Genomic DNA, 25,008 nt, shown 5'->3' with positions numbered 1-25,008 from the left:
CCCAGTCAACCGGGCTTGCCCTCCCGGCCCTTGGGCCGTTCCGACGAGTGAGACTTTAGCGGATTCTCGACTCCCGAGCTAATCGGGTGCTTCGCTCCTACATTCCGAAAATACGCATGCCGATACCCACGACGACGTTGCGCCGATTATCGGTTGGTACCTGCGGAATGGCTGCCCGGGGACCGACCGGAGTCGGCGCTCACGTCGGGCAACCCGGAGAACACTACGGATCAGCCCGCTACGTGTCAACTCGAGGCCGCGTCCCTTGCGTCGGCTCCCGGTGGGCGTACCCTCGATGCCATGACTTCGCGTGCGTGCAACCAGCTGTGGTGGGCCGCCTGACGGCGGCCGGACTCACGTATGCGCTCAACGGCCGCCGCCTCGGCGGCCGTTCTCGTATCTCCCTCCGGATCTCCGAGGGGCGGCCGGCCGAAGGCGGCGGCCCCCGACCAGGAGGTGGAGTGAGATGACACGGGTCTTCAGCGGGGTCAAGCCGACCGGGCACCTGACGCTGGGAAACTACCTGGGCGCCATCCAGCGGTGGGTGGACGTCGACCAGCACCAGGCGGACGCGCTCTTCTGCGTCGTCGACCTGCATGCCTTGACCGTGGACCACGATCCGGCGCGGGTGCGCAGGCTCAGTCGGCAGGCGGCGACGCTGTTGCTGGCGGCCGGGCTCGAGCCGGAGCGGTGCACCCTGTTCGTGCAGAGCCACGTCGACGAGCACGCGCGGCTGTCGTACGTGCTGGAGTGCGTAGCCACCGACGGTGAGATGCGGCGCATGATCCAGTACAAGGAGAAGGCCGCGCGCGAACGGGAGCGGGGTGGGAGCGTACGGCTGTCCCTGCTGACGTATCCCGTGCTGATGGCCTCGGACATCCTGGCGTACGGGACGGACGAGGTGCCGGTCGGGGACGACCAGACGCAGCACGTGGAGCTGGCGCGGGACCTGGCCGTGCGGTTCAACCAGCGGTACGGGCACACGTTCGTGGTGCCGCGGGCGACGCCCCCCAAGATCGCGACCCGCGTCATGAACCTTCAAGACCCGACGTCGAAGATGGGCAAGTCCGACGACTCCGGCCCCGGGATCGTCTATCTGCTCGACGAGCCGGACGTCGTACGGAAGAAGGTCATGCGTGCGGTGACCGACAGTGGGGCGGAGGTCGTGTACGACCGGGAGGCGCGGCCCGGCGTGGCCAATCTGCTGGAGATCCTCGCCGCCTGCTCCGGGAGTGATCCGGAGGAGTTGAGCGGTGCTTACACGTCGTACGGCGCTCTGAAGAAGGACACCGCGGAGGCCGTGGTCGAGCTGTTGAGGCCGGTGCAGGAGCGGCACCGGGAGTTGTGCGCCGATTCCGCGTATGTGGAGGACGTGCTGCGCGAGGGCGCGGAGCGGGCGCGGGCGGTGGCCCGGCCGACCGTGGACGCCGCCTATCGCGCGATCGGCCTGCTGCCGCCGGCTGCCGGGGTGCGGGAACCCGTGATGAGCGCGGCTCGCTAGGCGCTCCCGGCATCGGGAGGCGGTGGCTCCGAACGGGCGACGCGCCTGGTGACCGCGGAGGAGGCAGGTCGTTCGCGGGGCGGGGTGGCACGGCACCCCGCCCCGGGGGCGACGTCAGTTGTTGCCGGAGGCCAGTTCGCGGCTGCGGTCGCGGGCGGCCTCCAGGGCGGCGATGAGGGCGGCCCGTACACCGTGGTTCTCGAGTTCGCGGATGGCGTTGATCGTGGTGCCCGCCGGGGACGTGACGTTCTCGCGGAGCTTGACCGGGTGCTCGCCGCTGTCGCGGAGCATCACCGCGGCGCCGATCGCGGACTGGACGATGAGGTCGTGGGCCTTGTCGCGGGGCAGGCCGAGCAGGATGCCGGCGTCGGTCATGGCCTCGACCAGGTAGAAGAAGTACGCCGGTCCCGAGCCGGAGAGCGCGGTGCAGGCGTCCTGCTGGGACTCGGGGACGCGGAGGGTCTTGCCGACGGCGCCGAAGATCTCCTCGGTGTGGGCCAGGTGGTCGGCGGTGGCGTGGGTGCCGGCGGAGATGACGGACATGGCCTCGTCGACGAGGGCCGGGGTGTTCGTCATGACGCGGACGACCGGGGTGCCGGCGGCGAGGCGGGCCTCGAAGAAGGAGGTGGGGATGCCTGCGGCTCCGCTGATGATCAGACGGTCGTCGGGGACGTGGGGGGCGAGCTCGTCGAGGAGCGTGCCCATGTCCTGGGGCTTGACCGTGAGGATGAGCGTGTCGGCGGTCTTCGCGGCCTCGGGGTTGGTGACCGGGGTGACGCCGTAGCGGGTGCGGAGCTCTTCGGCCCGCTCCGGGCGGCGGGCGGTCACCAGGAGGTCGGCGGGGGCCCAGCCGGCTCGGATCATTCCGCTGAGCAGGGCTTCGCCGATCTTGCCGGTACCGAGGACTGCGACTTTCTGGCTCATGGTGGTGGGGCCCTCCGGGGTGCGTCGTCCTTCGGTCATCCTCGCACTGGGGAGGGTGCGATCGGCGGGGTGTCCGGTGGGCGGGACGGCGGCTGTGCCGTGCCCAGGGGTGGACGTGGCGGGGCCATGACCCGGCGCCGGCGGTGTGTCCGCGGCTAGAGCCGCCGGGCCACGATCAGTACCACGTCGTAGGCCTCCTCGACACGGCCGTCCGGGAAGGTCTTGAGGAGGTGGTCCCGCTCCTCGGCGAGGAAGGCTCCGGCGCGTTCCTCGCCGCCGACCAGGAAGATCGAGTGGCTGCCGATGTTGGCGAGGTGCGTGTCGACGGGGATCGTACGGCTCCAGCGGATGACGCGACGGGCGTGGGCGGGGACCTCGGGCGCCCCTTGGAAGGCGAGTCCGATATGGGTGCCGCCGGCGCCGTTCTTGGTCGCCTGCTCGGTGCCGAAGAAACGCTTGATGCGGTCCGCCTGCTCGGTTATCCAGGGAACGTCCTGGGCGTCCATGTTCCACCACAGCGCGAGCGCGCCGCCCGGCCGCAGGACGCGCAGGGCCTCGGGGACCGAGCGGGCGGGGTCGGTCCAGTGCCAGGACTGGGCGAAGGTGAGGACGTCGACTGAGGCGGTGGCGAGGGGGAGGGCGTTGCCGTCGCCGCGCAGGAGGGGGACGTCGGGGAGGGATCGGCGGAACTGGTCGGCCATGCCGGCGCCGGGCTCCACGGCGAGCACGTGCGCGCTGCGGGCCCTGAGCAGGGCGGTGGCGATGCCGGTACCGGCGCCGATGTCGGCCACGCGGGCGCCGGCGAGGGGACGGTCGGCGAGGTCTTCGAGAGCGTCGAAGAGCGCGGGCGGGTAGGAGGGGCGGTTCGCGGCGTACTGAGCGGCCGCGGCGTTGAAGGAGTGGGCGCGGGCTGCTCGGGAGGGCGCGGTCATACGCCCATGGTGGCGGGGAGCCGGGGGCCGGGGCAGCGGGTTTACGCGGCGTTGGGCGGGGGCCCGGGTCAGGAACGGCGCCGGCGGGAGGGGTTGCCGGTGCGGCGCGAGGTGCGCTTCTCGTGGGCGGCTCGGGCCTGGTCGTACTCCTCGCGGTGGAGCTTCTCGCCGGGGGCCTCGGTCAGGGAGCGGAAGAAGTAGGCGAGGAGGGAGCCGACGAAGCCGATGGTGAGGAGGCCGCGGAGGGAGGACTGGCGCTCGGGGTCGGGGCGCTTGGTGAAGGCTCCCCAGGTGTGGCCGAACGCGAGTGCGCTGCACACGGCGAACATGACGACGACCAGCAGCGTCACCAGTGCGCCGACGTCGGCGATGCTCAGGCCCTGATAGGCGAAGCGCAGGACGAGGCAGGAGATCGCGGCGGCGGCGAGGGAGCCGGCGGACACGGCGATACGGCGGGCCGTGTAGCCGCCGTCGTGATCCACCCAGGTGGTGCCGAAGAAGCGGATCGGTTCGGGGCGGGGGCCGCCCTTGGGGGTGTCCGGAGTGCCGGTCTCGTCGCTCACGGGTCGATTATCACTCCGGCCATCGACGGACCCCGCCCCGGTCGCATCAGCCGCAGCGCGAGGCGACGTAACCGTCGCTGCCCGTGTTCACGTAGGCATCCGACACGTACTCGCCGTCGTCGATGTTGTCCCAGATGTTGCTCGTGCCGTAATAGCCCGTCACCGTCGAACCCGGCGTCTGGCAGAAGATCGGGACTTTGGCTCCCTCCGGCAGGACCCGAACGATGGTGTAGTCGGTGCCGGGGCCGCTGCGGACGTTGAGGCGAACGCCCGGGGCGACCGGGTAGTAGGTGAGCGCCGAGGCATCCGTGGAGGTGCCCAGCATCATGAGGAGGGCCCCGGCGGCGGAACCCGCGAGGAGAAGGGATCTGCGTTTCCTGAACGTCATGGCATCCTCTCGGAGGGGAGATCAGCCGCAGCGCGAGGCGACATAGCCGTCGCTACCCGTGTTCACGTACGCGTCCGCGACGAACTCGCCGTTGCTGATGTTGTCCCAGATGTTGCTCGTGCCGTAATAGCCCGTCACCGTCGAACCCGGCGTCTGGCAGTAAATCGGGACGTACGCACCCTCGTTGAGCACGCGGACAATGCTGTAGCTGGTGCCCGGGCCACTGCGGACGTTGAGCCGAACGCCCGGTGCGACCGCGTAGTAGCGCAGAGCCGCGGCCGTCGTGACGGCGTTCGCCTCGTCGCCGCTGCCGACTTCTTCGACATGGTCAACAGACATGAAGTACCTCCCCCGTTTGCCTCATGACTGTCATGAGGTCCCGTTGATTCCCTCGCATCACACCGTGAAACACACGTGCGCGACTCGCCGCGGAGGCTAGCAAGCCGCCTCGGTCTCGTACGAGTCATCGACTAGGCTCCGTGCGTCGCGCGCGCGGACGAACAGCACGGGGGTGGTCCATGGCGCCACAGCACAACACCGGAGCGGGCGCGGAAGCGGAACTTCCCGAGTACGCCGGTCACTACCGCCTGGAGTCCTGTCTGGGCTCCGGCGGCATGGGCGTGGTGCACCTGGCCCGCAGCACCTCGGGGCTGAAGCTGGCGGTGAAGGTCGTGCACGCCGAGTTCGCCAAGGACCCCGAGTTCAGGGGCCGTTTCCGGCAGGAGGTGGCTGCGGCCCGGAGGGTGAGCGGTGCCTTCACCGCACCCGTCGTGGACGCCGACCCAGAGGCCGAACGGCCATGGATGGCCACACTGTACATTCCCGGATCCACCCTCTCCGAGCACGTGAAGCGGAATGGGCCGATGGCCCCGGCCCAGTTGCGTCGGCTGATGGCCGGGCTCGCGGAGGCGCTGCGCGACATCCACCGGGTCGGAGTCGTGCACCGGGATCTGAAACCCAGCAACGTGTTGCTCGCCGAGGACGGCCCGAAGGTCATCGACTTCGGCATCTCCCGGCCCAAGGACAGCGAACTGCGCACCGAGACCGGCAAGTTGATCGGTACGCCGCCCTTCATGGCACCCGAGCAGTTCCGACGGCCGAGGGAGGTCGGTCCCGCCGCCGACATCTTCGCGCTGGGGTCCGTCATGGTGCACGCGGCGACTGGGCGGGGGCCGTTCGACTCGGACAGTCCGTATGTCGTCGCCTACCAGGTCGTGCACGACGAGGCGGATCTGACCGGTGTGCCGGAGGACCTGGCGCCGTTGGTGTCGCGGTGTCTTGCCAAGGAGCCCGAGGACCGGCCCACGCCGGACGAGCTGATGCGGGAACTGCGGTCGGTGGCGGCCTCGTACGACACCCAGGCGTTCATACCGGCGCAACGGACACGTGACGAGCCGAGGCCGGAGCCGAGCGTGGAGCAGTCGAAACGGCGCCCCGGACGCCTCCGCAGGCGTGCAACCGTGGCGGTCGGCGTGCTCGGTCTGCTGGTGGGCAGCGCGATTCTGGCGGTCCGCTCGGTCGACGACAGCAGTCCCGCGCCGTCCCGGACCGGCCCCCGGGTCACATCGGCGGGGTTCGGGCCATGGGAGACGAAGCCGGTGGCCGGGCAGGAGGGTATGCCCCAGTGTTCGTACGCCGAAGGGAAACTGCTCTGTGCAGAGCCCAACGTCGTGTTCGCCCTTTCTCCCTTCAACGGCGGCCTGCTGTGGCGGCGGTCCGTTACTGAGGCCCGCTGGAGCGGGCCGCCGGTCCTGTCGGGTGGTCTCGTGCAGTTGTCGACGGAGGACGGCCGGCACCTGGAGGCGCTCGCCCCTGACACCGGGCGGACGCGTTGGCAGCGGGACATGCCCACGCAGAGCGGAAGGGCGTACGTCGGCGGCATGCTCCTGCTCACTCACTCCGACGGGACGGTCACCGGCGTGAACAGCGCATCGGGCGACACCCAGTGGACCCGGCGGATTCCGGGCCACCGCGCGCCGTACTTCTCCTCATTCACCGGCGACCCGCTGGCGTACGCCACGAGTACGTCCGGCGACGGCTCGGGCACGCAGGTCACCGCGGTGGATCCGGACACGGGGTTCGTGCGCTGGGCAGCGCGGTTGAACGGGACGCTCAGGCCTGTCGGCACAGGGAAGGGATCGGTCTTCTTCCTCTCCGTCGACCGGTTCTACGGAGACACGGTCGCCGTCGTCCGCTACAGCCCGGAGTCCAAGGTGTCACGCCGCGTGGCACTGCCCGTCCGACGCCAGGACGCCCAGGCCACCGTGCACGGGAACGTCGTCTACGTGTTGGCTTCGGGCGGGTCACTGGAGGCCCTCGACATGGACGCGCGGAAGCAGCTCTGGCAGCTGGAGACGTCCGTGGGTCGCGGTTCCGCGCCCGTCGCCGACGGCAGCCACGTCTACGTCACTGCGGCCGACGGCCGACTCCTCGCCGTGGACGCGCGTAAGGGAGCGCTCGTCGGGCAGACCCGGGCGCGGCTCGGTACGAACACTGACTGGGTCGCGGCCTCGCTTCCCCAACCGGTGCTCGCCGACGGCCACGTCTACGCCACCGCCCCCGACGGAACCGTCTTCGCCGTCGACGGACGCGAGCCGTCCCGCTGGTAGGACGCGAAAGGGCCGCCCGTCGCCGGGCGGCCCTTTCCGTGGCTCCTGGAGTGACCCCTCAGCCCAGCTTCGTCACATCGCGCACCGCGCCCTTGTCCGCGCTCGTCGCCATCGCGGCGTACGCGCGCAGTGCCGCGGAGACCTTGCGGTCGCGGTTCGCGGGGGCGTAGACGCCGTTCAGCGCGGCACGGCGGGTGTCGAGCTCCTCGTCGGACACGAGGAGCTCGATCGTGCGGTTCGGGATGTCGATGCGGATGCGGTCGCCGTCCCGCACCAGGGCGATCGTGCCGCCCGAGGCCGCCTCGGGGGAGGCGTGGCCGATCGACAGGCCCGACGTGCCGCCGGAGAAGCGGCCGTCGGTGATCAGCGCGCAGGCCTTCCCCAGGCCGCGTCCCTTCAGGTACGAGGTCGGGTACAGCATCTCCTGCATGCCCGGGCCGCCCTTGGGGCCCTCGTAGCGGATGACGACGACGTCGCCCTCCTTGACCTGCTGGGTCAGGATCTTCTGGACGGCCTCCTCCTGCGACTCGCAGACGACCGCCGGGCCCTCGAAGGTCCAGATCGACTCGTCGACGCCGGCCGTCTTCACCACGCAGCCGTCCACGGCCAGGTTGCCCTTGAGGACCGCCAGGCCGCCGTCCTTGGAGTACGCGTGCTCCGCGGAGCGGATGCAGCCGTTCTCCGCGTCCTCGTCGAGGGCCTCCCAGCGCTCCGACTGGGAGAAGGCCTCGGCCGAGCGGACGCAGCCGGGGGCCGCGTGCCACAGTTCCACGGCCTCGGGGGACGGGGAGCCGCCGCGGACGTCCCAGGTCTTCAGCCAGTCCGCGAGGGACGGGCTGTGGACCGCGTGCACGTCCTCGTTCAGCAGGCCCGCGCGGTGCAGCTCGCCGAGGAGGGCGGGGATGCCGCCGGCACGGTGCACGTCCTCCATGTAGTACGTGCGGTTCTTGGCGACGTTCGGGGCGACCTTCGCCAGACACGGCACCCGGCGCGAGACCTGGTCGATCTCCTCCAGGCCGAAGGGGACACCCGCCTCCTGGGCCGCCGCCAGCAGGTGCAGGATCGTGTTGGTGGAGCCGCCCATCGCGATGTCGAGGGCCATCGCGTTCTCGAAGGCGGCGAAGGTGGCGATGTTGCGCGGCAGGACCGTGTCGTCGTCCTGCTCGTAGTAGCGGCGGGTGAGGTCCATGACCGTGCGGGCCGCGTCCACGTACAGCTGCCTGCGCGTGGTGTGGGTGGCGAGGACCGAGCCGTTGCCGGGGAGGGAGAGGCCGATCGCCTCGGTCAGGCAGTTCATCGAGTTGGCGGTGAACATGCCGGAACACGAGCCGCAGGTCGGACAGGCGTTCTCCTCGATGCGGAGGATGTCCTCGTCGGAGACCTTGTCGTTCACGGCGTCGGAGATCGCGTCGACCAGGTCGAGGGTGCGGACGGTGCCGTCGACCAGGGTGGCCCGACCGGACTCCATGGGGCCGCCGGAGACGAAGACCGTCGGAATGTTCAGGCGCAGGGCGGCCATCAGCATGCCCGGGGTGATCTTGTCGCAGTTGGAGATGCAGACCAGGGCGTCGGCGCAGTGGGCCTCCACCATGTACTCCACGCTGTCCGCGATCAGGTCGCGGGAGGGCAGGGAGTACAGCATGCCGCCGTGTCCCATGGCGATGCCGTCGTCCACCGCGATGGTGTTGAACTCGCGCGGGATGCCTCCGGCCTCCCTGATCGCCTCGCTGACGATCCGGCCGACCGGCGCCAGGTGGGTGTGGCCCGGGACGAACTCGGTGAAGGAGTTGGCGACGGCGATGATCGGCTTCCGTCCGATGTCCGCGCCGGGTACACCGGAGGCGCGCATCAGGGCGCGGGCGCCCGCCATGTTGCGGCCGTGGGTGACTGTGCGGGACCTCAGCTCGGGCATCGTCGCTCGCTCCTTCGGAGAGTTCCGCCAGGGAGCCCGGCGGAGTTCTGACTGAGGTCGAGCGTACGCCGGTGCTCCAAGGGACGGACACGATGTCCGGAATCCGGGACGTGTGTCTCAGCCGGGTGCGAGCCCGCTCACCGGCGGGGCACCCGCACCTCCGACGCCAGGTGCAGCCGGGCGAAGGCGAGGGCCTCCGCGAGGTCCGCCTCGCGCTCGGCGCCTGACATGGCGCGGCGGGTGTTGACCTCGATGACGACGTACCCGTCGAAGCCGCCCAGGGCCAGCCGCTCCAGGACCTCGGCGCAGGGCTGAACGCCGCGGCCGGGGACGAGGTGCTCGTCCTTGTTCGAGCCGTTGCCGTCGGCGAGGTGGACGTGGCCGAGGCGGCCGCCCATGCGGTCGAGCATCTGCAGGGCGTCCGCGCGGGCCGTCGCGGCGTGGCTGAGGTCGATCGTGAAGTGCCGGTAGTCGTCCTTCGTGACGTCCCAGTCGGGGGCGTACGCGAGCATCTCGCGGTCCCGGTAGCGCCACGGGTACATGTTTTCGACGGCGAACCGCACATCCGTCTCGTTCGCCATGCGCCAGATGCCGTCGACGAAGTCACGCGCGTACTGGCGCTGCCAGCGGAAGGGCGGATGGACCACGACGGTGCCGGCGCCGAGCTTCTCGGCGGCCGCGCGGGCCCGCTGGAGTTTGACCCAGGGGTCGGTGGACCACACCCGCTGTGTGATCAGCAGACAGGGGGCGTGGACGGCCAGAATGGGGATCTGGTGGTAGTCGCTGAGCCGGCGCAGCGCCTCGATGTCCTGGCTGACCGGGTCGGTCCACACCATGACCTCGACCCCGTCGTACCCGAGGCGCGCGGCGATCTCGAAGGCCGTCGCCGTCGACTCCGGGTAGACGGAGGCCGTCGACAGCGCGACCTTCGCATCCGGGATGCGCACCGCTGGTTCTGCCACGAGGGACAGGGTACGGGGTGCCTCCGGCCGTTGGGCCGGGAGTGGGGGGTGGGGTGGCCGAGGTCACTAGGGGGTGCCTTGTGGATCAGCTCGGCGTCGGCGCGACCCGGGCCCGTGGTCGCTTCGTCATGCCGTGACCGCGCGGCGGAGCCGCACATGTCACAGCCCGCGCGCCCTGCGGGGACCCCTCGCTCACACCGAGCCCATGTGGTCCAGCCGTCGCAGGATCACGCCCTCCCGCAGCGCCCAGGGGCATATCTCCAGCGCCTCCACGCCGAACAGGTCCATCGCCGCCTCCGCGACCAGCGCCCCGGCCACCAGCTGGCTCGCGCGGCCGTCGGAGACGCCGGGGAGTTCCGCCCGCTGTGCGACCGTCATCCCGGCGAGCTGGGGCACCCAGCCCTCCAGCGACTCCCGCTTCAGCTCGCGCTGGACGTACAGGCCCTCGGCGGAGCGGGCCGCCCCGGCGAGGCGGGCGAGCTGCTTGAACGTCTTTGAGGTCGCGACGACGTGGTCCGGCGCCCCGAAGCGGCTGAACTCGCCGACCGTGCGGGCGATCTCGGCCCGTACGTGGCGGCGCAGGGCCCTGACGTCCTCCGGGTCGGGCGGGTCGCCGGGCAGCCAGGCGGCGGTCAGCCGACCGGCACCCAGCGGCAGGGACACCGCGGCGTCGGGTTCCTCGTCGATGCCGTAGGCGATCTCCAGGGAGCCGCCGCCGATATCGAGGACGAGGAGCTTGCCCGCGGACCAGCCGAACCAGCGGCGGGCGGCGAGGAAGGTCAGCCGGGCCTCCTCCTCGCCGGTCAGCACCTGCAGCTCGACACCCGTGGCGTCCTCGACCCGGGCGAGGACGTCGTCGCTGTTGCCCGCCTCGCGCACCGCGGAGGTGGCGAACGGCAGCAGGTCCTCGACGCCCTTGTCCTCGGCGGCCTGGAGGGCGTCCCGGACGACGGCGATCAGCCTGTCCACGCCCTCCTGGCCGATGGCTCCGTCACCGTCCAGGAGTTCGGCGAGCCGCAGCTCCGCCTTGTGCGAGTGCGCGGGCAGGGGGCGCGCGCCGGGGTGGGCGTCCACCACCAGCAGATGCACCGTGTTCGAACCCACGTCGAGGACACCGAGTCTCATGTACGGAACGCTACTGCCAGTGCGGGGATCTGCCGTCCCCCGAGCGGCCCGGGGCCACTTACTCTGGAGGCGTGCCAAAGACGAAAAAGGCGAAGACCGACAAATCCTCCAAGGGATCGAAGGATTCTTCGCAGGCGAAGGCGTCCCCGTCCGAGAAGGCCCTGAAGATGGCGAAGAAAGCCCTGAAGACGAGTGACGAGAAGGGGCTCGACTTCGCGCGCGCGTGGGTGGAGTTTCCGGATCCGGCCGACGACGAGCAGGTCTTCCGGTGCGATCTGACATGGCTGACCTCGCGCTGGAACTGCATCTTCGGGAGCGGCTGCCAGGGCATTCAGGCAGGCCGCGCGGACGACGGGTGCTGCACGCTGGGGGCGCACTTCTCGGACGAGGACGACGAGAAGCGGGTGGCCGAGCACGTGGCACGGCTCACCCCGGAGATCTGGCAGCACCACGACGTGGGCCTGGAGACGGGCTGGGTCGCGGAGGACGACGAGGGGTCCCGGCAGACCCGCCCGTACCAGGGTTCGTGCATTTTCCAGAACCGGCCCGGGTTCGCGGGCGGCGCGGGCTGCTCCCTGCACATCCTGGCCCTGAGGGAGGGCCGCGAGCCGCTGGAGACCAAGCCGGACGTGTGCTGGCAGCTGCCGATCCGGCGCACGTACGAGTGGATCGACCGGCCCGACGACACCCGGGTGCTGCAGGTGTCGATCGGTGAGTACGACCGCCGGGGCTGGGGTCCGGGCGGCCACGACCTGCACTGGTGGTGCACGTCGGCGACGTCGGCGCACGGCGCGGGCGAGCCGGTGTACGTCTCCTACCGGGCGGAGCTGACCGAGCTGATGGGCAAGGCGGGGTACGACCGCCTGGCGGAGCTGTGCGAGCAGCGCCTGGCGTCGCAGCTGCCGCTGGTGGCACCGCATCCCGCGGATCCCGTGGCCTGACGGTACGGACACGGACAGGGCGGCCTACGGGGCGGGGCTCGGCGCGCCGCTGTCGGTGGGCGGCGGGCTCGAGGCCGGCGGGTCGGAGGGCGACGGGCTGGAGGTCGGCGGATCGGTCGGGGTCGGGTCGCCGGGGGTGGGGTCCGAGCCGGGCGGCGGACCGGTCGGTGAAGGGTCGGCCGGGACGGTGTGGCTGGGGGTGGGCCGCGGGTCGGACGGACCCGCCACGCCGTAGCCGTCGATCGAGACGACGGCGCCCGCCGGGGCCAGCGCCACCTGCGCGTGCCAGGGGCCGGAGGGCTCGTGGAGGTGGTCGACCTGGACGCGGATCGTGAACGACGCGCCCGGGTCGAGCGTGCCCGAGGACTGGTTCATGTACAGCCAGGAGGCGCCCGTGGTCGCGGACCAGTGGACCGGTGAGCTGCCGGACGCGGTGAGGGTGATCAGCGTGGTGGTGCCGTCGTTGCGGGCCGCCACCGCCAAATGCCCCTCGCCCGGGGAGCCCGTCGCCACGCCGATGACCTCGACGGAGACGTCGGGTGTGCGGCCGTCCTTGCCGGGGAGGCGGGCGCCGGGCCTCACGCTGGCGTTGCCCGCGTTCTCGTACCCGTCCGAGCCCTCGCCGCCGAGCGGCGCCGTGCCCTGCACCTCACGCGCGGTGGCGGGCCGGCCGTCGGCGGCCTCGCCGGTGAGGGGCCCGCGGTAGGCGGCCCACAGGGCGAACACCGGGGCGGCGACCACGGTGGCGACGACGGTCGTGGTGACGGCACGCGCGCGGAGGCGGTCACGGCGGGCCGCGTGGTCCTTCGGGTCCATGGGGAAGCCGCGCCGGTCGAATCGGGGGGCGCCGGCACGCGCGCGTGCAGCGTGCGTCATGGCGGTGTGCAGGGCGGCGCGCGGGGCCTGGAGGACGGGCAGCGCGGCGGGGGTGACGCTGGTGCCGGGCCAGGTGCCGGGAACGGCGCGCTCGGCGGTACGGCGGCAGCGCGGGCAGTCGTCGACGTGCCGGACCAGTTCGCGGCGCAGGGCGGCGCTGAGGACGAGCTGGTGGTCGCCGGTGAGGCGGGCGACGCCCGGACAGGTGCCGGTCTCGACGACGGCGAGGGCGGCGCGGGTGCGCTCCACCTCGCAGGCGGCGGCGGCCAGCAGGTCCCGCGTGGCGGTGGGGTCCAGGCCGAGCACGGCGGCGACCTCGCGGGGGGCGAGCTGGTGGCGTACCGCGAGTTCGAGCGCTTCTCGCTGCTCGGGGGTGGTGCCGGCGGCCTCCGGCCAGGCGAGCTGGGCGAGCTCGCGGCGGCGCAGCTCCTCCGTCCCCTCGGCCGGCTCGGGGGCGGTGCCGGCGGCTTCGGCGGCACGACGGTCGGCGTCCTCCTTGTGCGCGCCGAGGTCCCGGTCGCGCCCGGCCCGGCGGTGGCGCCGGGCCTCGGCGAGACGGCGCAGACAGGACCAGCGGGCGAGGGCGTACAGCCAGGCTCGGTGGTCGTCGTGGGACCGCGGGCCGCGGGTGCCGCGGCGCTCGGCGAGCGCCAGGGCGTCGCCGAGAGCCCCGGTCGCCGCGTCGTGATCGCACAGCACGGACAGGCAGTAGGTGAACAGTCCGTCCAGGTAGGGGTCGTAGCGCGCGGGCAGGCGCTGCGCCAGGGGGCGACGGGTCGCGCCACTGGGCGCGCTTCCCCGCTGCCGCGCGTCGTTGCGCGCCGGGTGTGCGCCGGTGGCGTGCGTCGAGATCTCCGGCCTGCTGCTCATCACCCGTGCGACCGTAGGCGGCGATGACCGGCGCCTTCTTCCTCCTTGAGCACTTTTACTCCGTACGGGTGAAACGATCCCTCATAAGGGGACAGGAAGGATGTATTCCGCAGATCGGGGGGCGCGCAGGGCAGCGGGGCGCCGGATTGTAGGACCGCCCTGCCAAGGCTCTGCTCCCGGTTGCCCTGCGACCGGTTGTCAGTGGCCCCCGCTACGGTTTCGACCATGGCTGCCCGTACGAAGACCTCCAAGGACCGGCCGTCCTACCGCTGCACCGAGTGCGGCTGGCAGACGGCCAAGTGGCTCGGCCGCTGCCCCGAGTGCCAGGCCTGGGGGACGATCGAGGAGTACGGCGCGCCCGCCGTGCGGACGACGGCACCGGGGCGGGTGACCAACTCCGCCCTGCCGATCGGCCAGGTCGACGGGCGGCAGGCCGCCGCCCGCTCCACCGGTGTGCCCGAGCTGGACCGCGTCCTCGGCGGCGGACTCGTACCGGGCGCGGTCGTGCTGCTGGCGGGCGAACCGGGCGTCGGCAAGTCCACGCTGCTGCTCGACGTCGCGGCGAAGGCGGCGAGCGACGAGCACCGCACGCTGTATGTCACCGGCGAGGAGTCGGCGAGCCAGGTGCGGCTGCGCGCCGACCGCATCGGAGCCATCCACGACCACCTCTACCTGGCGGCGGAGACGGACCTCGCGGCCGTCCTCGGCCACTTGGACGCGGTCAAGCCGTCCCTGCTCGTGCTCGACTCGGTCCAGACGGTCGCCTCCCCGGAGATCGACGGCGCGCCCGGCGGCATGGCCCAGGTGCGGGAGGTCGCCGGGGCCCTGATCCGCGCCTCCAAGGAGCGCGGCATGGCCACGCTCCTGGTGGGCCACGTCACCAAGGACGGCGCGATCGCGGGCCCGCGCCTGCTGGAGCACCTGGTGGACGTCGTCCTGCACTTCGAGGGCGACCGGCACGCGCGCCTGCGCCTCGTCCGGGGCGTCAAGAACCGCTACGGCGCCACGGACGAGGTCGGCTGCTTCGAGCTCCACGACGAGGGCATCACGGGCCTGGCGGACCCGAGTGGCCTGTTCCTGACCCGCCGCGACGAGCCTGTCCCCGGCACCTGCCTCACCGTCACCCTGGAGGGCCGCCGCCCCCTGGTGGCCGAGGTGCAGGCCCTGACCGTCGACTCGCAGATCCCCTCCCCGCGGCGTACGACGTCCGGGCTGGAGACCTCCCGCGTCTCGATGATGCTCGCCGTGCTGGAGCAGCGCGGCCGGATCAGCGCCCTGGGCAAGCGGGACATCTACTCCGCGACCGTCGGCGGGGTGAAGCTCTCCGAGCCGGCCGCCGACCTGGCGGTGGCACTGGCGCTGGCGAGCGCCGCGAGCGACACCCCGCTGCCCAAGAACCTGGTGGCGATCGGCGAGGTCGGCCTCGCCGGAGAGGTCAGACGGGTCACGGGCGTCCAGCGGCGCCTGGCCGAGGCCCACCGCCTGGGCTTCACCCACGCCCTCGTACCGGCCGATCCCGGGAAGATCCCGCCCGGGATGAAGGTGCTGGAAGTGGCGGACGTGGGGGACGCGCTGCGGGTCCTCCCCCGCTCCCGTCGCCGAGAGGCCCCGCGGGAGGAGGAGGACCGCCGGTAGACTTTGCCCTGGTCTCGCCCGTCCGTACGAACCGAGTGTGCGACACGGGAGCGCCCCAGAACCTGCGACCGGAGGAGTGCAGTGGCAGCCAACGACCGGGCAGCAGCTCCCGGAAAGTCCGGTGGGAGTGCCGGTTCCGATCGCCTGATGCGCGCCTCACTGAGCGCCGTGGCACCTGGCACGCCCCTGCGTGACGGACTTGAGCGCGTGCTCCGCGGCAACACCGGCGGCCTCATCGTGCTCGGCTCGGACAAGACCGTCGAGGCGATGTGCACGGGCGGCTTCGTCCTGGACGTGGAGTTCACCGCCACGCGGCTGCGGGAGCTGTGCAAGCTGGACGGCGGCCTCGTGCTCTCCTCGGACCTGTCGAAGATCCTCAGGGCCGGTGTGCAGTTCGTCCCCGACCCCACGATCCCGACGGAGGAGACGGGCACCCGGCACCGTACGGCGGACCGGGTGAGCAAGCAGGTCGGCTTCCCGGTGGTCTCCGTCTCGCAGTCCATGCGGCTGATCGCGCTGTACGTCGACGGGCAGCGCCGTGTCCTGGAGGACTCGGCGGCGATCCTGTCCCGCGCCAACCAGGCCCTGGCCACCCTGGAGCGGTACAAGCTCCGCCTGGACGAGGTGGCCGGGACGCTGTCCGCGCTGGAGATCGAGGACCTGGTGACGGTCCGGGACGTCTCCGCGGTGGCGCAGCGGCTGGAGATGGTGCGCCGCATCGCCACCGAGATCGCGGAGTACGTGGTCGAGCTGGGCACGGACGGCCGTCTGCTCGCCCTCCAGCTCGACGAGTTGATCGCGGGCGTGGAGCCCGAACGCGAACTGGTGGTCCGCGACTACGTTCCGGAACCGACCGCGAAGCGTTCCCGCACGGTCGAGGAGGCGCTGGCCGAGCTGGACGCGCTGAGCCACGCGGAACTCCTCGAGATGTCCACGGTCGCCAAGGCGCTGGGTTACACCGGCTCCCCCGAGGCGCTCGACTCCGGTGTGTCCCCGCGCGGCTTCCGCCTGCTGGCGAAGGTCCCGCGACTGCCAGGCGCGATCATCGACCGCCTGGTGGAGCACTTCGGCGGCCTCCAGAAACTGCTCGCGGCCAGTGTGGACGACCTGCAGACGGTGGACGGCGTGGGCGAGGCCCGGGCGCGGAGCGTACGCGAGGGGCTCTCGCGGCTGGCGGAGTCCTCGATCCTCGAACGGTACGTCTGACCGACGGCTGAGCCGGGGCGGCCGGGGCACTGCGACGTGCACGGCACCCGGCAGTCGAGGATGCGCACCGTGGGCCGGGACCCGCGACGCGGAGCTCATCCGGGAACACGCACCGGACGCCGCTCCTTGACGGGCAGACGTTGCCTGCCAAGCCCTACTAGTCCTTCGCCAGCACGAACGACGTCTGTGCCTTCGGGAAGCCCGGGACCTTCGCCTCGACCAGGTAGGTGCCCGCCGGCGCGGAACCCGCCGGTGGTGTCGCGCAGTTGGGTGCGCTGTGCTTGCGGTCCCACTTCACGGTGTAGGTGACCTGCTCGTTCGCGGGCACTCGGAACAGCGCGCCGCCCGAGCCGCCGCGGCAGTCCGCCGAGGTCCAGAAGGCGCTGCCGCCTCCGGCCTGAGTGATCGTCAGCACGGCGTACTTGGGGCCGAGGTCGACCTTGCAGTCACTGCCGGAGGTGTTCTTGGCGATCAGCTGGAAGGTGGGGGTGTCCCCGGGCTCGTAGGTGTTGTGCAGGCTCCGCAGCGTCAACTGGACCGTGTTCGGCGCGCAGTTGGGCAGCGTGGCCCCACCGCCTGCGGGGAGCTGGTCGGCGGCGGAGGAAGTGCCGCCGCTGCCACCGCCGTCGGCCCCGTCGCCCGTGTCACCGGATCCGGTGCCGCCCGTTCCGCCGGAGGCTCCGGAGCCCGACGACCCGGAGGATCCGGAACCGTCGCCACCGCCCGACTCGTCACGGCCGCCCGGGTGTTGACTGATCGCGGGCCCCGTACCGGACGGGCCCGGCGTGATCGACGACGTGGGATGCTTGCCGTTCGAGCCGTCCGCCTTGTTCTTCCCGCCGCCGCCGGAAGAGGTGACCGCCCACACGACGAGCAGCACCAACAGGGCGACCACGGACAGCACTACGGCCCTCCGTCGCCAGTAGATGGAGGAGGGAAGCGGCCCAACCGGATTGCGCAGAGATCCCACGGCGCAAACTGTACGAGAGATCTCCCCCACACCTGGCCCCACCCGCCGCCCGGGCCACAACTTTTCCGGATCATCATCTCGGAGAACCGCGTCCGCCGAGCCGGCGGCTGTGGCGGAGGGTGCCCACGCCTACGGACGCAGAGCCCGACTCTGCCGGAGCCCCTGAGTGGCATCCCGGACAAAACCACCCCGAGCCGGTCCCCCACCCGACCACCCCCGGCATGGCAGGATCGACTACGCCATGACTGCACCCACCACCCCCGCCCCCGCCACCGCCCCCATCCAGACCGACGGCACCCCCGGCTCCACCGCCACCGGCCAAGCCCCCGGCACGGCCCTGCACGGCCCGGTCATCGCCTGGTTCGAGCAGCACGCCCGTGATCTTCCGTGGCGGCGCCCGGAGGCCGGTCCCTGGGGCGTGATGGTCAGTGAGTTCATGCTGCAGCAGACGCCGGTCAACCGCGTCCTGCCCGTCTACGAGCAGTGGCTCGCCCGCTGGCCCCGCCCGGCCGACCTGGCCAAGGAACCCCCGGGCGAAGCGGTCCGCGCCTGGGGCCGGCTCGGCTACCCCCGCCGCGCACTCCGCCTGCACGGCGCGGCGGTCGCCATAACGGAACGGCACGGCGGCGACGTCCCCACCGACCACGCCCAACTGCTCGCCCTGCCCGGGATCGGCGAGTACACGGCCGCCGCCGTCGCGTCGTTCGCGTACGGCCAGCGGCACCCGGTGCTCGACACCAACGTGCGCCGGGTCCTGGCCCGCGCGGTCACCGGCGTGCAGTACCCGCCCAACGCCACCACCGCAGCCGAACGCAGGCTCGCCCGCGAGCTGCTGCCCGACGACGAGCGCACCGCCTCCCGCTGGGCCGCCGCCTCCATGGAACTGGGCGCGCTGATCTGCACGGCGAAGAACGAGAACTGCCACCGCTGCCCGATCGCCACGCAGTGCGCCTGGCGGCTGGCCGGGAAGCCCGAGCACGACGGTCCGCCGCGCCGCGGCCAGACGTACGCGGGCACCGACCGTCAGGTGCGCGGCCGGCTGCTGGCCGTGCTGCGCGAGGCCGTGAGCCCGGTACCGCAGTCGGTGCTCGACCGCGTCTGGGACGACCCGGTACAGCGCGCCCGGGCCCTGGACGGCCTGGTCTCCGACGGCCTGGTGGAGCCCCTCCCGGGGCGCCTGTACCGCCTGCCCCTCACCTGACCCGTCCCGGGCCCTGTCCGCCCGCCCCGCTCGGCGACTTCACAGCCAACCGTTGGTCCCGTCACAGCGACACCGCCGCCACATCACAGCCTCCCACCCTCTCCCCGCCTGCCAAATCGCCCCATACCCACCCCAACTACCGCCTGCCCTTACCCCGTTCCAGCGCCTGTTACACAACCGACGGACAGCCGAGCGCTCTCCGCAGCCTGGAACGGACAACGCCGTGACAACTCGTCCGTAACTTCATATGCGTGCCGCCGACAGTGCGGCACCCGGGCTCGGGACGAGCCCGCTCGAAGTCGTGAGGAACCGGCCGGGCTGCGGGGCGCAGCCGGACCACAGGTCGGAAAACGGGGAACGGAGGCGGTTGGAATGGCGCACGGCGAGGTGCTCGAGTTCGAAGAGTACGTACGCACCCGGCAGGACGCGCTGCTGCGCAGCGCGCGCCGGCTGGTCCCCGACCCGACCGACGCCCAGGACCTGCTGCAGACCGCGCTGGTGCGCACGTACGGCCGCTGGGAGGGCATCGCGGACAAGCGGCTGGCCGACGCCTACCTGCGCCGCGTAATGATCAACACGCGGACCGAGTGGTGGCGCTCGCGCAAACTGGAGGAGGTCCCCACCGAGCAGCTCCCGGACGCGTCGGTGGAGGACTCCACGGAGCAGCACGCGGCCCGCGCCCTGCTGATGGACGTCCTGAAGGTGCTGGCTCCGAAGCAGCGCAGCGTCGTCGTGCTGCGACACTGGGAGCAGATGTCCACGGAGGAGACGGCCGCCGCCCTCGGCATGTCGGCCGGTACGGTCAAGAGCACGCTGCACCGGGCGCTCGCCCGGCTCCGGGAGGAGCTGGAAGCCCGCGACCTGGACGCACGCGCGCTGGAGCGTGAGGAGCGGGAGCGTTGCGCGGCCTAGGCACGGGGGTCATACGGCTCAGCGGACCCCTGAAGGCGGTGACGGCGGCGGTGTCCGCGGTCGCCGCCCTCGGGCTTTTCGTCGCCGCCTGCGCCACCGGCGGCACGGGCGCCCGGGACGAGGGCCCCGCGGGCAGCGACCCGGTGATCACGGGCGCCGCCGTGCCGTCGCCCTCGCCCACCTCCAAGGAGCCCACGCGTGCCGAGGTGGTGAAGATCGTCAAGGACGACCCGCAGGTCGCCAAGGTGGTCAAGGAGGACCTGAAGCCCTGCGTGGCCGACGAGTACCCGATCGACGTGTCCTACGGCGACATCACCGGCGGTGACGTCGACGACATCGTGGTCAACGTGATGACGTGCGGTGACGCCGTCGGGGTCGGCTCGTACGTGTACCGGATGAAGAACCACAGGTACCAGAATGTGTTCAAGGCCGAGGAACCGCCGGTCTACGCGGAGATCGACCGCGGCGACCTGGTGGTGACCCAGCAGATGTACCAGAAGGGCGACCCGGTGTCGTACCCCTCCAGCGAGGAAGTGATCACCTACAGCTGGAGGACCAGTCACTTCACCGAGATATCCCGTACACGCAACGAGTACAGCAACGCGGTGGGCAGCAGCGGCACCGCCGCGCCCAGCAAGAACTGACCCCGACCCCTACTGAGAGCAGCGGATGGCAGAGCAGACACACGTCCTGTTCGTCGAGGACGACGACGTCATCCGCGAGGCCACCCAGCTCGCCCTGGAGCGGGACGGCTTCGCGGTGACCGCCATGCCCGACGGCCTGTCGGGCCTGGAGGCTTTCCGCGCCCGCCGTCCCGACATCGCCCTGCTGGACGTGATGGTTCCCGGGCTGGACGGGGTCAGCCTGTGCCGGCGCATCCGGGACGAGTCCACCGTGCCGGTGATCATGCTGTCCGCGCGCGCCGACTCGATCGACGTCGTTCTCGGCCTGGAGGCGGGCGCCGACGACTACGTGACCAAGCCTTTCGACGGCGCCGTGCTGGTGGCGCGCATCCGTGCGGTGCTGCGCCGCTTCGGGCACGCGAGCGGCGCCGGCCGGACGGCCGAGGAGACCTCGTCCGGGGACGACGGGGTGCTCACGTTCGGCGACCTGGAGGTCGACACCGAGGGCATGGAGGTCCGCCGGGCCGGGCAGCCGGTGGCCCTGACGCCGACCGAGATGCGCCTGCTGCTCGAGTTCTCGTCGGCGCCCGGCACCGTACTGTCGCGCGACAAGCTGCTGGAGCGCGTGTGGGACTACGGCTGGGGCGGGGACACCCGTGTCGTCGACGTCCATGTGCAGCGGCTGCGCACCAAGATCGGCCAGGACCGGATCGAGACGGTCCGCGGCTTCGGCTACAAGTTGAAGGCGTGAGCGGGGACAGGAGCATGCGGGGGATCATCGGCCGCCTCGTCCCCGAGGACGCAGCCATACGCACCGGTCTGAGATGGAAGCTCAGCGCGGCGATCGCCCTGGTCGGGGCGCTCGTCGCGATCGCGTTGAGCCTGGTCGTGCACAACGCGGCGCAGGTGTCGATGCTGAACAGCGCACGCGACCTCGCCGACGAGCGCATCCAGGTCGCGCAGCGGATGTACGAGTCCGGGCGCACCCAGACCTTCGGGACCAAGATCGACGATCCGGCCATCCCGCGGGACCTGCTGGAGAAGGTCATGCAGGGCAGGCGCGCCACCTTCGCGTCCTGGGACCGCAACGGGGTGCCGGACACCTGGGCCGCCGTACCGCTCAAGGACGGCCGCGTGCTGTCCCTGCACACCCGCACCGACCGCAGCATCGGGGTGATCAAGGACCTCGACCAGGCCCTGATCATCGGTTCGATCGCGGTCGTCCTCGGCGGCTCCGCGCTCGGCGTGCTGATCGGCGGACAGCTGTCGGGCCGGCTGCGCAAGGCGGCCGCCGCGGCGAACCGGGTCGCCAAGGGCGAGACGGACGTGCGCGTACGGGACGCGATCGGTGGTGTCGTACGCGACGAGACGGACGATCTGGCGCGGGCGGTGGACGCGATGGCGGACGCGTTGCAGCAGCGGCTCGAGGCGGAGCGCCGGGTGACGGCGGACATCGCTCATGAGCTGCGCACTCCGGTCACGGGCCTGCTCACCGCGGCGGAGCTGCTGCCGCCGGGCCGCCCCACCGAACTGGTGCTGGACCGCGCGAAGGCCATGCGGACGCTCGTGGAGGACGTCCTGGAGGTGGCCCGGCTGGACGGCGCGTCCGAGCGGGCCGAGCTGCAGGACATCATGCTGGGTGAGTTCGTGACCCGGCGGGTGGCCGCGAAGGACGCGGACGTCGACGTCAGGGTGATCCACGAGTCGGAGGTCACCACGGACCCGCGCCGTCTGGAGCGGGTGCTGTTCAACCTGCTGGCGAACGCGGCACGGCACGGCAAGCCGCCCATCGAGGTGTCCGTCGAGGGCCGGGTGATCCGTATACGGGACCACGGGCCCGGCTTCCCCGAGGAGCTGCTGGCCGAGGGCCCGAGCCGGTTCCGTACGGGCAGGTCGGACCGCTCGGGCCAGGGCCACGGGCTGGGGCTGACGATCGCGGCGGGGCAGGCGCGGGTGCTGGGCGCCCGGCTGACGTTCCGCAACATCCGGGCGCCCGGGGTGCCGGAGCATGTGCCGGCCGAGGGGGCGGTGGCGGTGCTGTGGCTGCCGGAGCACGCGCCGACGGCCACGGGCAGCTTCCCGATGCTGCCCGTGTCGGGAAAGTGATGCCGCCTGCGTCGGGAAGGTGAGGAGCGGAACAGGAAGGCCGCAGAACCGGGCTCGGCGGAGCGGACCGGGAAGCCGCTAGCTCCACTCCTTCTCGAGGTCCAGACCGCCCTCACGGCGCTGGGTGAACGAGAACCAGTTGCCGGAGTCGTCGCGGAAGAGCGCCTCGGTGCCGTACGGCCGCTCCTGGGGCTCCTGGAGGAACTCCACGCCGCGGTCCTTGAGCCGCTTGTAGTCGCCGTGGATGTCGTCGGTGGCCAGCACACCGGCACCGAGAGCGCCCTTGGCGATCAGCTTCTTCATCATCTCGGCGGACTCGGGGTCCATCGCGGGCGGCCCGGGCACCATGAGCGTCAGCTCGACGTCGGGCTGGTCCGGGGCGCCCACGGTGAGCCAGCGCATTCCGCCGTCGCCCATGGTCATGTCCGTACGGACCTCGAGGCCGAGCTTCCGTGTGTAGAACTCCTTGGCCCGGTCCTGGTCGAGGACCCAGACGGTGGTGATGGCGAGCCCTTTGATCATCGTGCGCTCCTGGAGGTGGGAGGTTCGGTCTGCGCTGCCACGGTAAGCAGCGGACTCTTCACCCCGCTTCTCCGGAATTGCTCTGCTCGCTCCTGCGGAACCCGCCTGCCCAGAGCATCGCGTAGCACCCGGGTATGAGCGCGGCGCCGCGGCCGACGTGCTTGGCGCGGTACTCGCTGGGCGTGAGCCCGGTCCATGCCTTGAACCGCGCGGAGAACGTGCCGACGCTGCTGAACCCCACGAGATGGCAGATCTCGGTCACGGACAGATCGGCGGTGCGCAGCAGGTCCTCGGCGCGCTCGATGCGCCGGTGCGTCAGATACTGCCGCGGCGTCTCGCCGTACGCCTCCTTGAAGGCCCGCAGGAAGTGGTACCGCGAGTACCCGGCACGCTCGGCCACGGCCCCGAGATCGAGCGCCGGGTCGGCCCAGTCCCGGTCCATCAGGTCCTTGGCCAGCCGCAGCTGCCGCATCTTGTCCACGCCCCGATGCTGCCACGCGGCACTGACAGGGCGGCGGGGGCGAGACTCGCCCGGTGTGGCCGTCCGCGCACCGAAAGGCCCCCGGGTGCACGCACCCGGGGGCCTCGGGCCGGGGCCCGTGCCGGTCAGACGGCCTCTGCAACCGCCGGCGGCACATCCGCGGCGTCCCCAGCCGCACCCCCGGCCTGCTTGTCGGGCCCGGCTCCCCGCAGCGGGACCTCCTTCACGAACACCGCCGCGGCCAGCGCGAGCACGGCCACCACCGCGCCGAGCAGGAACGCCGAGTGCGTGCCCGCGGACACCGCGTGCTGGTACGCCTCACGCGCCGCCGCCGGCAGCTTCTGAAGGCTCTTGGCGTCCAGCTGCGCCGACTGCTCGGTGATCTTCGACCCCAGCGCACCCGCCCGCTCGGCCATCACGTGCTGGACCCGGTTGTTGAACAGGGCGCCCATGATCGCGACGCCGAAGGAGGAGCCCAGCGTCCGCGCGAGGGTCGTGGTCGACGAGGCGACACCCATGTCCCGCAGCTCGACGCTGTTCTGCGCCACCAGCATGGTGATCTGCATCAGGCAGCCCATCCCGGCGCCCAGCACTGCCATGTACACGCCCGAGGTGAACCGGCTGGTCCCCGTGTCCATCTGCGACAGCAGGAACAGACCCACGATCATCAGCACGCTGCCGACCACCGGGAAGACCTTGTACCGGCCGCTGTTGGTGGTGACCCGTCCCGCGATCATCGACACGACCAGCATCGCGCCGAGCATCGGCAGGAGCAGCAGCCCGGAGTTGGTGGCGGACGCACCCTGCACGGACTGCTGGTACAGCGGCAGGAACAGCGTCGCACCGAACATCACGAACCCGGTGATGAAACCGATCGCCGACATCAGCGAGAAGTTCCGGCTGCGGAAGATGTGCAGCGGCACGACCGGCTCGGCGGCCTTCGTCTGCCAGAAGAGGAATCCGACGAGCGCGGCGACACCGATCCCGATGAGCTCCATGATCCGCGCGGACGTCCATGCGTACTGGGACCCGCCCCAGGTGGTGACCAGCACGATGGAGGTGATGCCGACGGTCAGCAGCGCGGCGCCGAGGTAGTCGACACGGGCCTGGGAGCGCTTCTTCGGCAGGTGCAGCACGGCGCTGATGGCGACCAGCGCGACGACACCGAGCGGCAGGTTGATGTAGAAGGCCCAGCGCCAGCCCCAGTTGTCGGTGATGGTGCCGCCGACCAGCGGGCCGCCGATCATCGCGAGCGCCATGACGCCCGCCATCATGCCCTGGTACTTGCCGCGCTCCCGCGGCGGGATCAGATCGCCGATGATGGCCATGACGCCGACCATCAGGCCGCCGGCGCCGAGGCCCTGGACGGCGCGGAAGCCGATGAGCTGGCCCATGTTCTGCGCCATGCCGCTGAGCGCGGAACCGGCCAGGAAGATCACGATCGACGTCATGAACGAGCCCTTGCGGCCGTACATGTCGCCGAGCTTGCCCCACAGCGGCGTCGCGGCGGCGGTGGCGAGGGTGTACGCAGTCACCACCCACGACAGGTGTTCGAGGCCGCCCAGCTCGCCCACGATGGTCGGCATCGCCGTGCCCACGATCATGTTGTCGAGCATCGCGAGCATCATCGTGATCATCAGCGCGAGCAGGACGACCCGTATGCTCCGAGGTTGTTTCTCACTCTTCTCGCCGCCAGCGGCCGGTGCCGCGCTGTCCGCCATGGTCCCCAACTCCCCTTGGTACCGCCTG

23 protein-coding genes are annotated in these 25,008 nt (G+C 71.6%); 10 read left to right on the top strand and 13 right to left on the bottom strand.

Annotated features, from left to right (window positions below):
- Positions 1–466: 466 nt before the first annotated feature.
- Positions 467–1,501, top strand: coding sequence for a tryptophan--tRNA ligase (gene trpS, locus C3488_RS22655; RefSeq protein ID WP_103842184.1), 1,035 nt, complete (start codon positions 467–469; stop codon positions 1,499–1,501).
- Positions 1,502–1,615: 114 nt separating this feature from the next.
- On the opposite strand, the gene proC is transcribed toward trpS, so the two are convergent.
- From proC to C3488_RS22630, 5 genes are all read right to left on the bottom strand, one after another.
- Positions 1,616–2,425 (bottom strand): pyrroline-5-carboxylate reductase, encoded by an 810-nt coding sequence (gene proC / locus C3488_RS22650; protein ID WP_103842182.1) that lies wholly within the window; start codon positions 2,423–2,425, stop codon positions 1,616–1,618.
- Positions 2,426–2,580: 155 nt separating this feature from the next.
- Positions 2,581–3,357 carry a class I SAM-dependent methyltransferase gene (locus C3488_RS22645; RefSeq protein WP_103842180.1) on the bottom strand — a complete coding sequence of 259 codons (777 nt, stop codon included), beginning with the start codon at positions 3,355–3,357 and terminating at the stop codon, positions 2,581–2,583.
- A 68-nt stretch (positions 3,358–3,425) separates the two neighbouring features.
- Positions 3,426–3,920, bottom strand: coding sequence for a hypothetical protein (locus C3488_RS22640; RefSeq protein WP_103842178.1), 495 nt, complete (start codon positions 3,918–3,920; stop codon positions 3,426–3,428).
- A gap of 46 nt (positions 3,921–3,966) precedes the next feature.
- Positions 3,967–4,248, bottom strand: a complete 282-nt coding sequence (locus C3488_RS22635; protein ID WP_258053586.1) for an SH3 domain-containing protein — start codon at positions 4,246–4,248, stop codon at positions 3,967–3,969.
- Positions 4,249–4,329: 81 nt separating this feature from the next.
- Positions 4,330–4,647, bottom strand: coding sequence for an SH3 domain-containing protein (locus tag C3488_RS22630; RefSeq protein WP_103842174.1), 318 nt, complete (start codon positions 4,645–4,647; stop codon positions 4,330–4,332).
- A gap of 179 nt (positions 4,648–4,826) precedes the next feature.
- On the opposite strand from C3488_RS22630, the gene C3488_RS22625 reads away from it, so the two are divergent.
- Positions 4,827–6,917 carry a PQQ-binding-like beta-propeller repeat protein gene (locus tag C3488_RS22625; protein ID WP_103842172.1) on the top strand — a complete coding sequence of 697 codons (2,091 nt, stop codon included), beginning with the start codon at positions 4,827–4,829 and terminating at the stop codon, positions 6,915–6,917.
- A gap of 58 nt (positions 6,918–6,975) precedes the next feature.
- Here the strand turns inward: C3488_RS22625 and ilvD are convergent, their stop codons facing one another.
- The 3 genes from ilvD to C3488_RS22610 all read right to left on the bottom strand — a co-directional run bounded on the left by ilvD (position 6,976) and on the right by C3488_RS22610 (position 10,916).
- The gene (ilvD, locus tag C3488_RS22620; protein ID WP_103842170.1) at positions 6,976–8,829 is read right to left on the bottom strand and encodes a dihydroxy-acid dehydratase; all 1,854 of its coding nucleotides are present in this window, start codon (positions 8,827–8,829) and stop codon (positions 6,976–6,978) included.
- 137 nt (positions 8,830–8,966) lie between these two features.
- A complete protein-coding gene (locus C3488_RS22615) occupies positions 8,967–9,791 on the bottom strand; it encodes a sugar phosphate isomerase/epimerase (RefSeq protein ID WP_181139142.1) in 825 nt (274 codons plus the stop codon).
- Between the two features lie 192 nt (positions 9,792–9,983).
- Positions 9,984–10,916 carry a Ppx/GppA phosphatase family protein gene (locus tag C3488_RS22610; RefSeq protein ID WP_103842167.1) on the bottom strand — a complete coding sequence of 311 codons (933 nt, stop codon included), beginning with the start codon at positions 10,914–10,916 and terminating at the stop codon, positions 9,984–9,986.
- A gap of 71 nt (positions 10,917–10,987) precedes the next feature.
- Here C3488_RS22610 and C3488_RS22605 point away from each other — a divergent pair, with 71 nt between their 5' ends.
- Positions 10,988–11,857, top strand: coding sequence for a hypothetical protein (locus tag C3488_RS22605; protein ID WP_103842165.1), 870 nt, complete (start codon positions 10,988–10,990; stop codon positions 11,855–11,857).
- A gap of 24 nt (positions 11,858–11,881) precedes the next feature.
- Here the strand turns inward: C3488_RS22605 and C3488_RS22600 are convergent, their stop codons facing one another.
- Complete coding sequence (locus C3488_RS22600) at positions 11,882–13,603, bottom strand: hypothetical protein (protein WP_258053585.1); 1,722 nt, start codon at positions 13,601–13,603, stop codon at positions 11,882–11,884.
- 225 nt (positions 13,604–13,828) lie between these two features.
- Here C3488_RS22600 and radA point away from each other — a divergent pair, with 225 nt between their 5' ends.
- On the top strand, positions 13,829–15,238 hold the full coding sequence (radA, locus tag C3488_RS22595) for a DNA repair protein RadA (RefSeq protein ID WP_103842161.1): 1,410 nt from the start codon (positions 13,829–13,831) through the stop codon (positions 15,236–15,238).
- Between the two features lie 81 nt (positions 15,239–15,319).
- Positions 15,320–16,444 carry a DNA integrity scanning diadenylate cyclase DisA gene (gene disA / locus C3488_RS22590; RefSeq protein WP_103842159.1) on the top strand — a complete coding sequence of 375 codons (1,125 nt, stop codon included), beginning with the start codon at positions 15,320–15,322 and terminating at the stop codon, positions 16,442–16,444.
- Between the two features lie 157 nt (positions 16,445–16,601).
- Here the strand turns inward: disA and C3488_RS22585 are convergent, their stop codons facing one another.
- Entirely contained in the window at positions 16,602–17,414 is an 813-nt protein-coding gene (locus C3488_RS22585; RefSeq protein ID WP_103842157.1) for a hypothetical protein, read from the bottom strand.
- A 241-nt stretch (positions 17,415–17,655) separates the two neighbouring features.
- Here C3488_RS22585 and C3488_RS22580 point away from each other — a divergent pair, with 241 nt between their 5' ends.
- From C3488_RS22580 to cseC, 5 genes are all read left to right on the top strand, one after another.
- Positions 17,656–18,615, top strand: a complete 960-nt coding sequence (locus C3488_RS22580; RefSeq protein WP_258053584.1) for an A/G-specific adenine glycosylase — start codon at positions 17,656–17,658, stop codon at positions 18,613–18,615.
- A 372-nt stretch (positions 18,616–18,987) separates the two neighbouring features.
- A complete protein-coding gene (locus tag C3488_RS22575) occupies positions 18,988–19,527 on the top strand; it encodes a SigE family RNA polymerase sigma factor (protein WP_103842156.1) in 540 nt (179 codons plus the stop codon).
- Complete coding sequence (locus C3488_RS22570) at positions 19,515–20,171, top strand: hypothetical protein (RefSeq protein ID WP_103842155.1); 657 nt, start codon at positions 19,515–19,517, stop codon at positions 20,169–20,171. Before C3488_RS22575 ends, C3488_RS22570 begins: the two co-directional genes overlap by 13 nt.
- A 25-nt stretch (positions 20,172–20,196) precedes the next feature.
- Positions 20,197–20,901, top strand: a complete 705-nt coding sequence (gene cseB / locus C3488_RS22565) for a two-component system response regulator CseB (RefSeq protein ID WP_103842154.1) — start codon at positions 20,197–20,199, stop codon at positions 20,899–20,901.
- A 14-nt stretch (positions 20,902–20,915) separates the two neighbouring features.
- The gene (cseC, locus tag C3488_RS22560) at positions 20,916–22,256 is read left to right on the top strand and encodes a two-component system sensor histidine kinase CseC (RefSeq protein WP_103842153.1); all 1,341 of its coding nucleotides are present in this window, start codon (positions 20,916–20,918) and stop codon (positions 22,254–22,256) included.
- Positions 22,257–22,334: 78 nt separating this feature from the next.
- On the opposite strand, the gene C3488_RS22555 is transcribed toward cseC, so the two are convergent.
- The 3 genes from C3488_RS22555 to C3488_RS22545 all read right to left on the bottom strand — a co-directional run bounded on the left by C3488_RS22555 (position 22,335) and on the right by C3488_RS22545 (position 24,980).
- A complete protein-coding gene (locus C3488_RS22555; protein WP_103842152.1) occupies positions 22,335–22,778 on the bottom strand; it encodes a VOC family protein in 444 nt (147 codons plus the stop codon).
- A gap of 58 nt (positions 22,779–22,836) precedes the next feature.
- Positions 22,837–23,250: a helix-turn-helix transcriptional regulator gene (locus C3488_RS22550; protein ID WP_103842192.1), complete on the bottom strand. Its 414-nt coding sequence runs from the start codon at positions 23,248–23,250 to the stop codon at positions 22,837–22,839.
- 134 nt (positions 23,251–23,384) lie between these two features.
- Positions 23,385–24,980 (bottom strand): MDR family MFS transporter, encoded by a 1,596-nt coding sequence (locus C3488_RS22545; protein WP_103842151.1) that lies wholly within the window; start codon positions 24,978–24,980, stop codon positions 23,385–23,387.
- Between the last annotated feature and the right edge of the window lie 28 nt (positions 24,981–25,008).

The organism is Streptomyces sp. Ru72, from assembly GCF_002920635.1.
GTDB lineage: Bacteria > Actinomycetota > Actinomycetes > Streptomycetales > Streptomycetaceae > Streptomyces.
Note: the sequence above shows the minus strand (reverse complement) of the source record. Positions and strands in the feature narration are given on the sequence as shown.

What these genes read in the sequence shown, in the direction of transcription:
- C3488_RS22630 (WP_103842174.1), bottom strand. Translation starts at nt 4,647, where the DNA reads ATGTCTGTTGACCATGTCGAAGAAGTCGGCAGCGGCGACGAGGCGAAC.
- C3488_RS22575 (WP_103842156.1), top strand. Translation starts at nt 18,988, where the DNA reads ATGGCGCACGGCGAGGTGCTCGAGTTCGAAGAGTACGTACGCACCCGG.
- trpS (WP_103842184.1), top strand. Translation starts at nt 467, where the DNA reads ATGACACGGGTCTTCAGCGGGGTCAAGCCGACCGGGCACCTGACGCTG.
- C3488_RS22555 (WP_103842152.1), bottom strand. Translation starts at nt 22,778, where the DNA reads ATGATCAAAGGGCTCGCCATCACCACCGTCTGGGTCCTCGACCAGGAC.
- C3488_RS22550 (WP_103842192.1), bottom strand. Translation starts at nt 23,250, where the DNA reads ATGCGGCAGCTGCGGCTGGCCAAGGACCTGATGGACCGGGACTGGGCC.
- C3488_RS22645 (WP_103842180.1), bottom strand. Translation starts at nt 3,357, where the DNA reads ATGACCGCGCCCTCCCGAGCAGCCCGCGCCCACTCCTTCAACGCCGCG.
- C3488_RS22625 (WP_103842172.1), top strand. Translation starts at nt 4,827, where the DNA reads ATGGCGCCACAGCACAACACCGGAGCGGGCGCGGAAGCGGAACTTCCC.
- ilvD (WP_103842170.1), bottom strand. Translation starts at nt 8,829, where the DNA reads ATGCCCGAGCTGAGGTCCCGCACAGTCACCCACGGCCGCAACATGGCG.
- C3488_RS22600 (WP_258053585.1), bottom strand. Translation starts at nt 13,603, where the DNA reads ATGAGCAGCAGGCCGGAGATCTCGACGCACGCCACCGGCGCACACCCG.
- C3488_RS22635 (WP_258053586.1), bottom strand. Translation starts at nt 4,248, where the DNA reads ATGATGCTGGGCACCTCCACGGATGCCTCGGCGCTCACCTACTACCCG.
- proC (WP_103842182.1), bottom strand. Translation starts at nt 2,425, where the DNA reads ATGAGCCAGAAAGTCGCAGTCCTCGGTACCGGCAAGATCGGCGAAGCC.
- cseC (WP_103842153.1), top strand. Translation starts at nt 20,916, where the DNA reads ATGCGGGGGATCATCGGCCGCCTCGTCCCCGAGGACGCAGCCATACGC.
- C3488_RS22580 (WP_258053584.1), top strand. Translation starts at nt 17,656, where the DNA reads ATGACTGCACCCACCACCCCCGCCCCCGCCACCGCCCCCATCCAGACC.
- radA (WP_103842161.1), top strand. Translation starts at nt 13,829, where the DNA reads ATGGCTGCCCGTACGAAGACCTCCAAGGACCGGCCGTCCTACCGCTGC.
- C3488_RS22545 (WP_103842151.1), bottom strand. Translation starts at nt 24,980, where the DNA reads ATGGCGGACAGCGCGGCACCGGCCGCTGGCGGCGAGAAGAGTGAGAAA.
- cseB (WP_103842154.1), top strand. Translation starts at nt 20,197, where the DNA reads ATGGCAGAGCAGACACACGTCCTGTTCGTCGAGGACGACGACGTCATC.
- C3488_RS22610 (WP_103842167.1), bottom strand. Translation starts at nt 10,916, where the DNA reads ATGAGACTCGGTGTCCTCGACGTGGGTTCGAACACGGTGCATCTGCTG.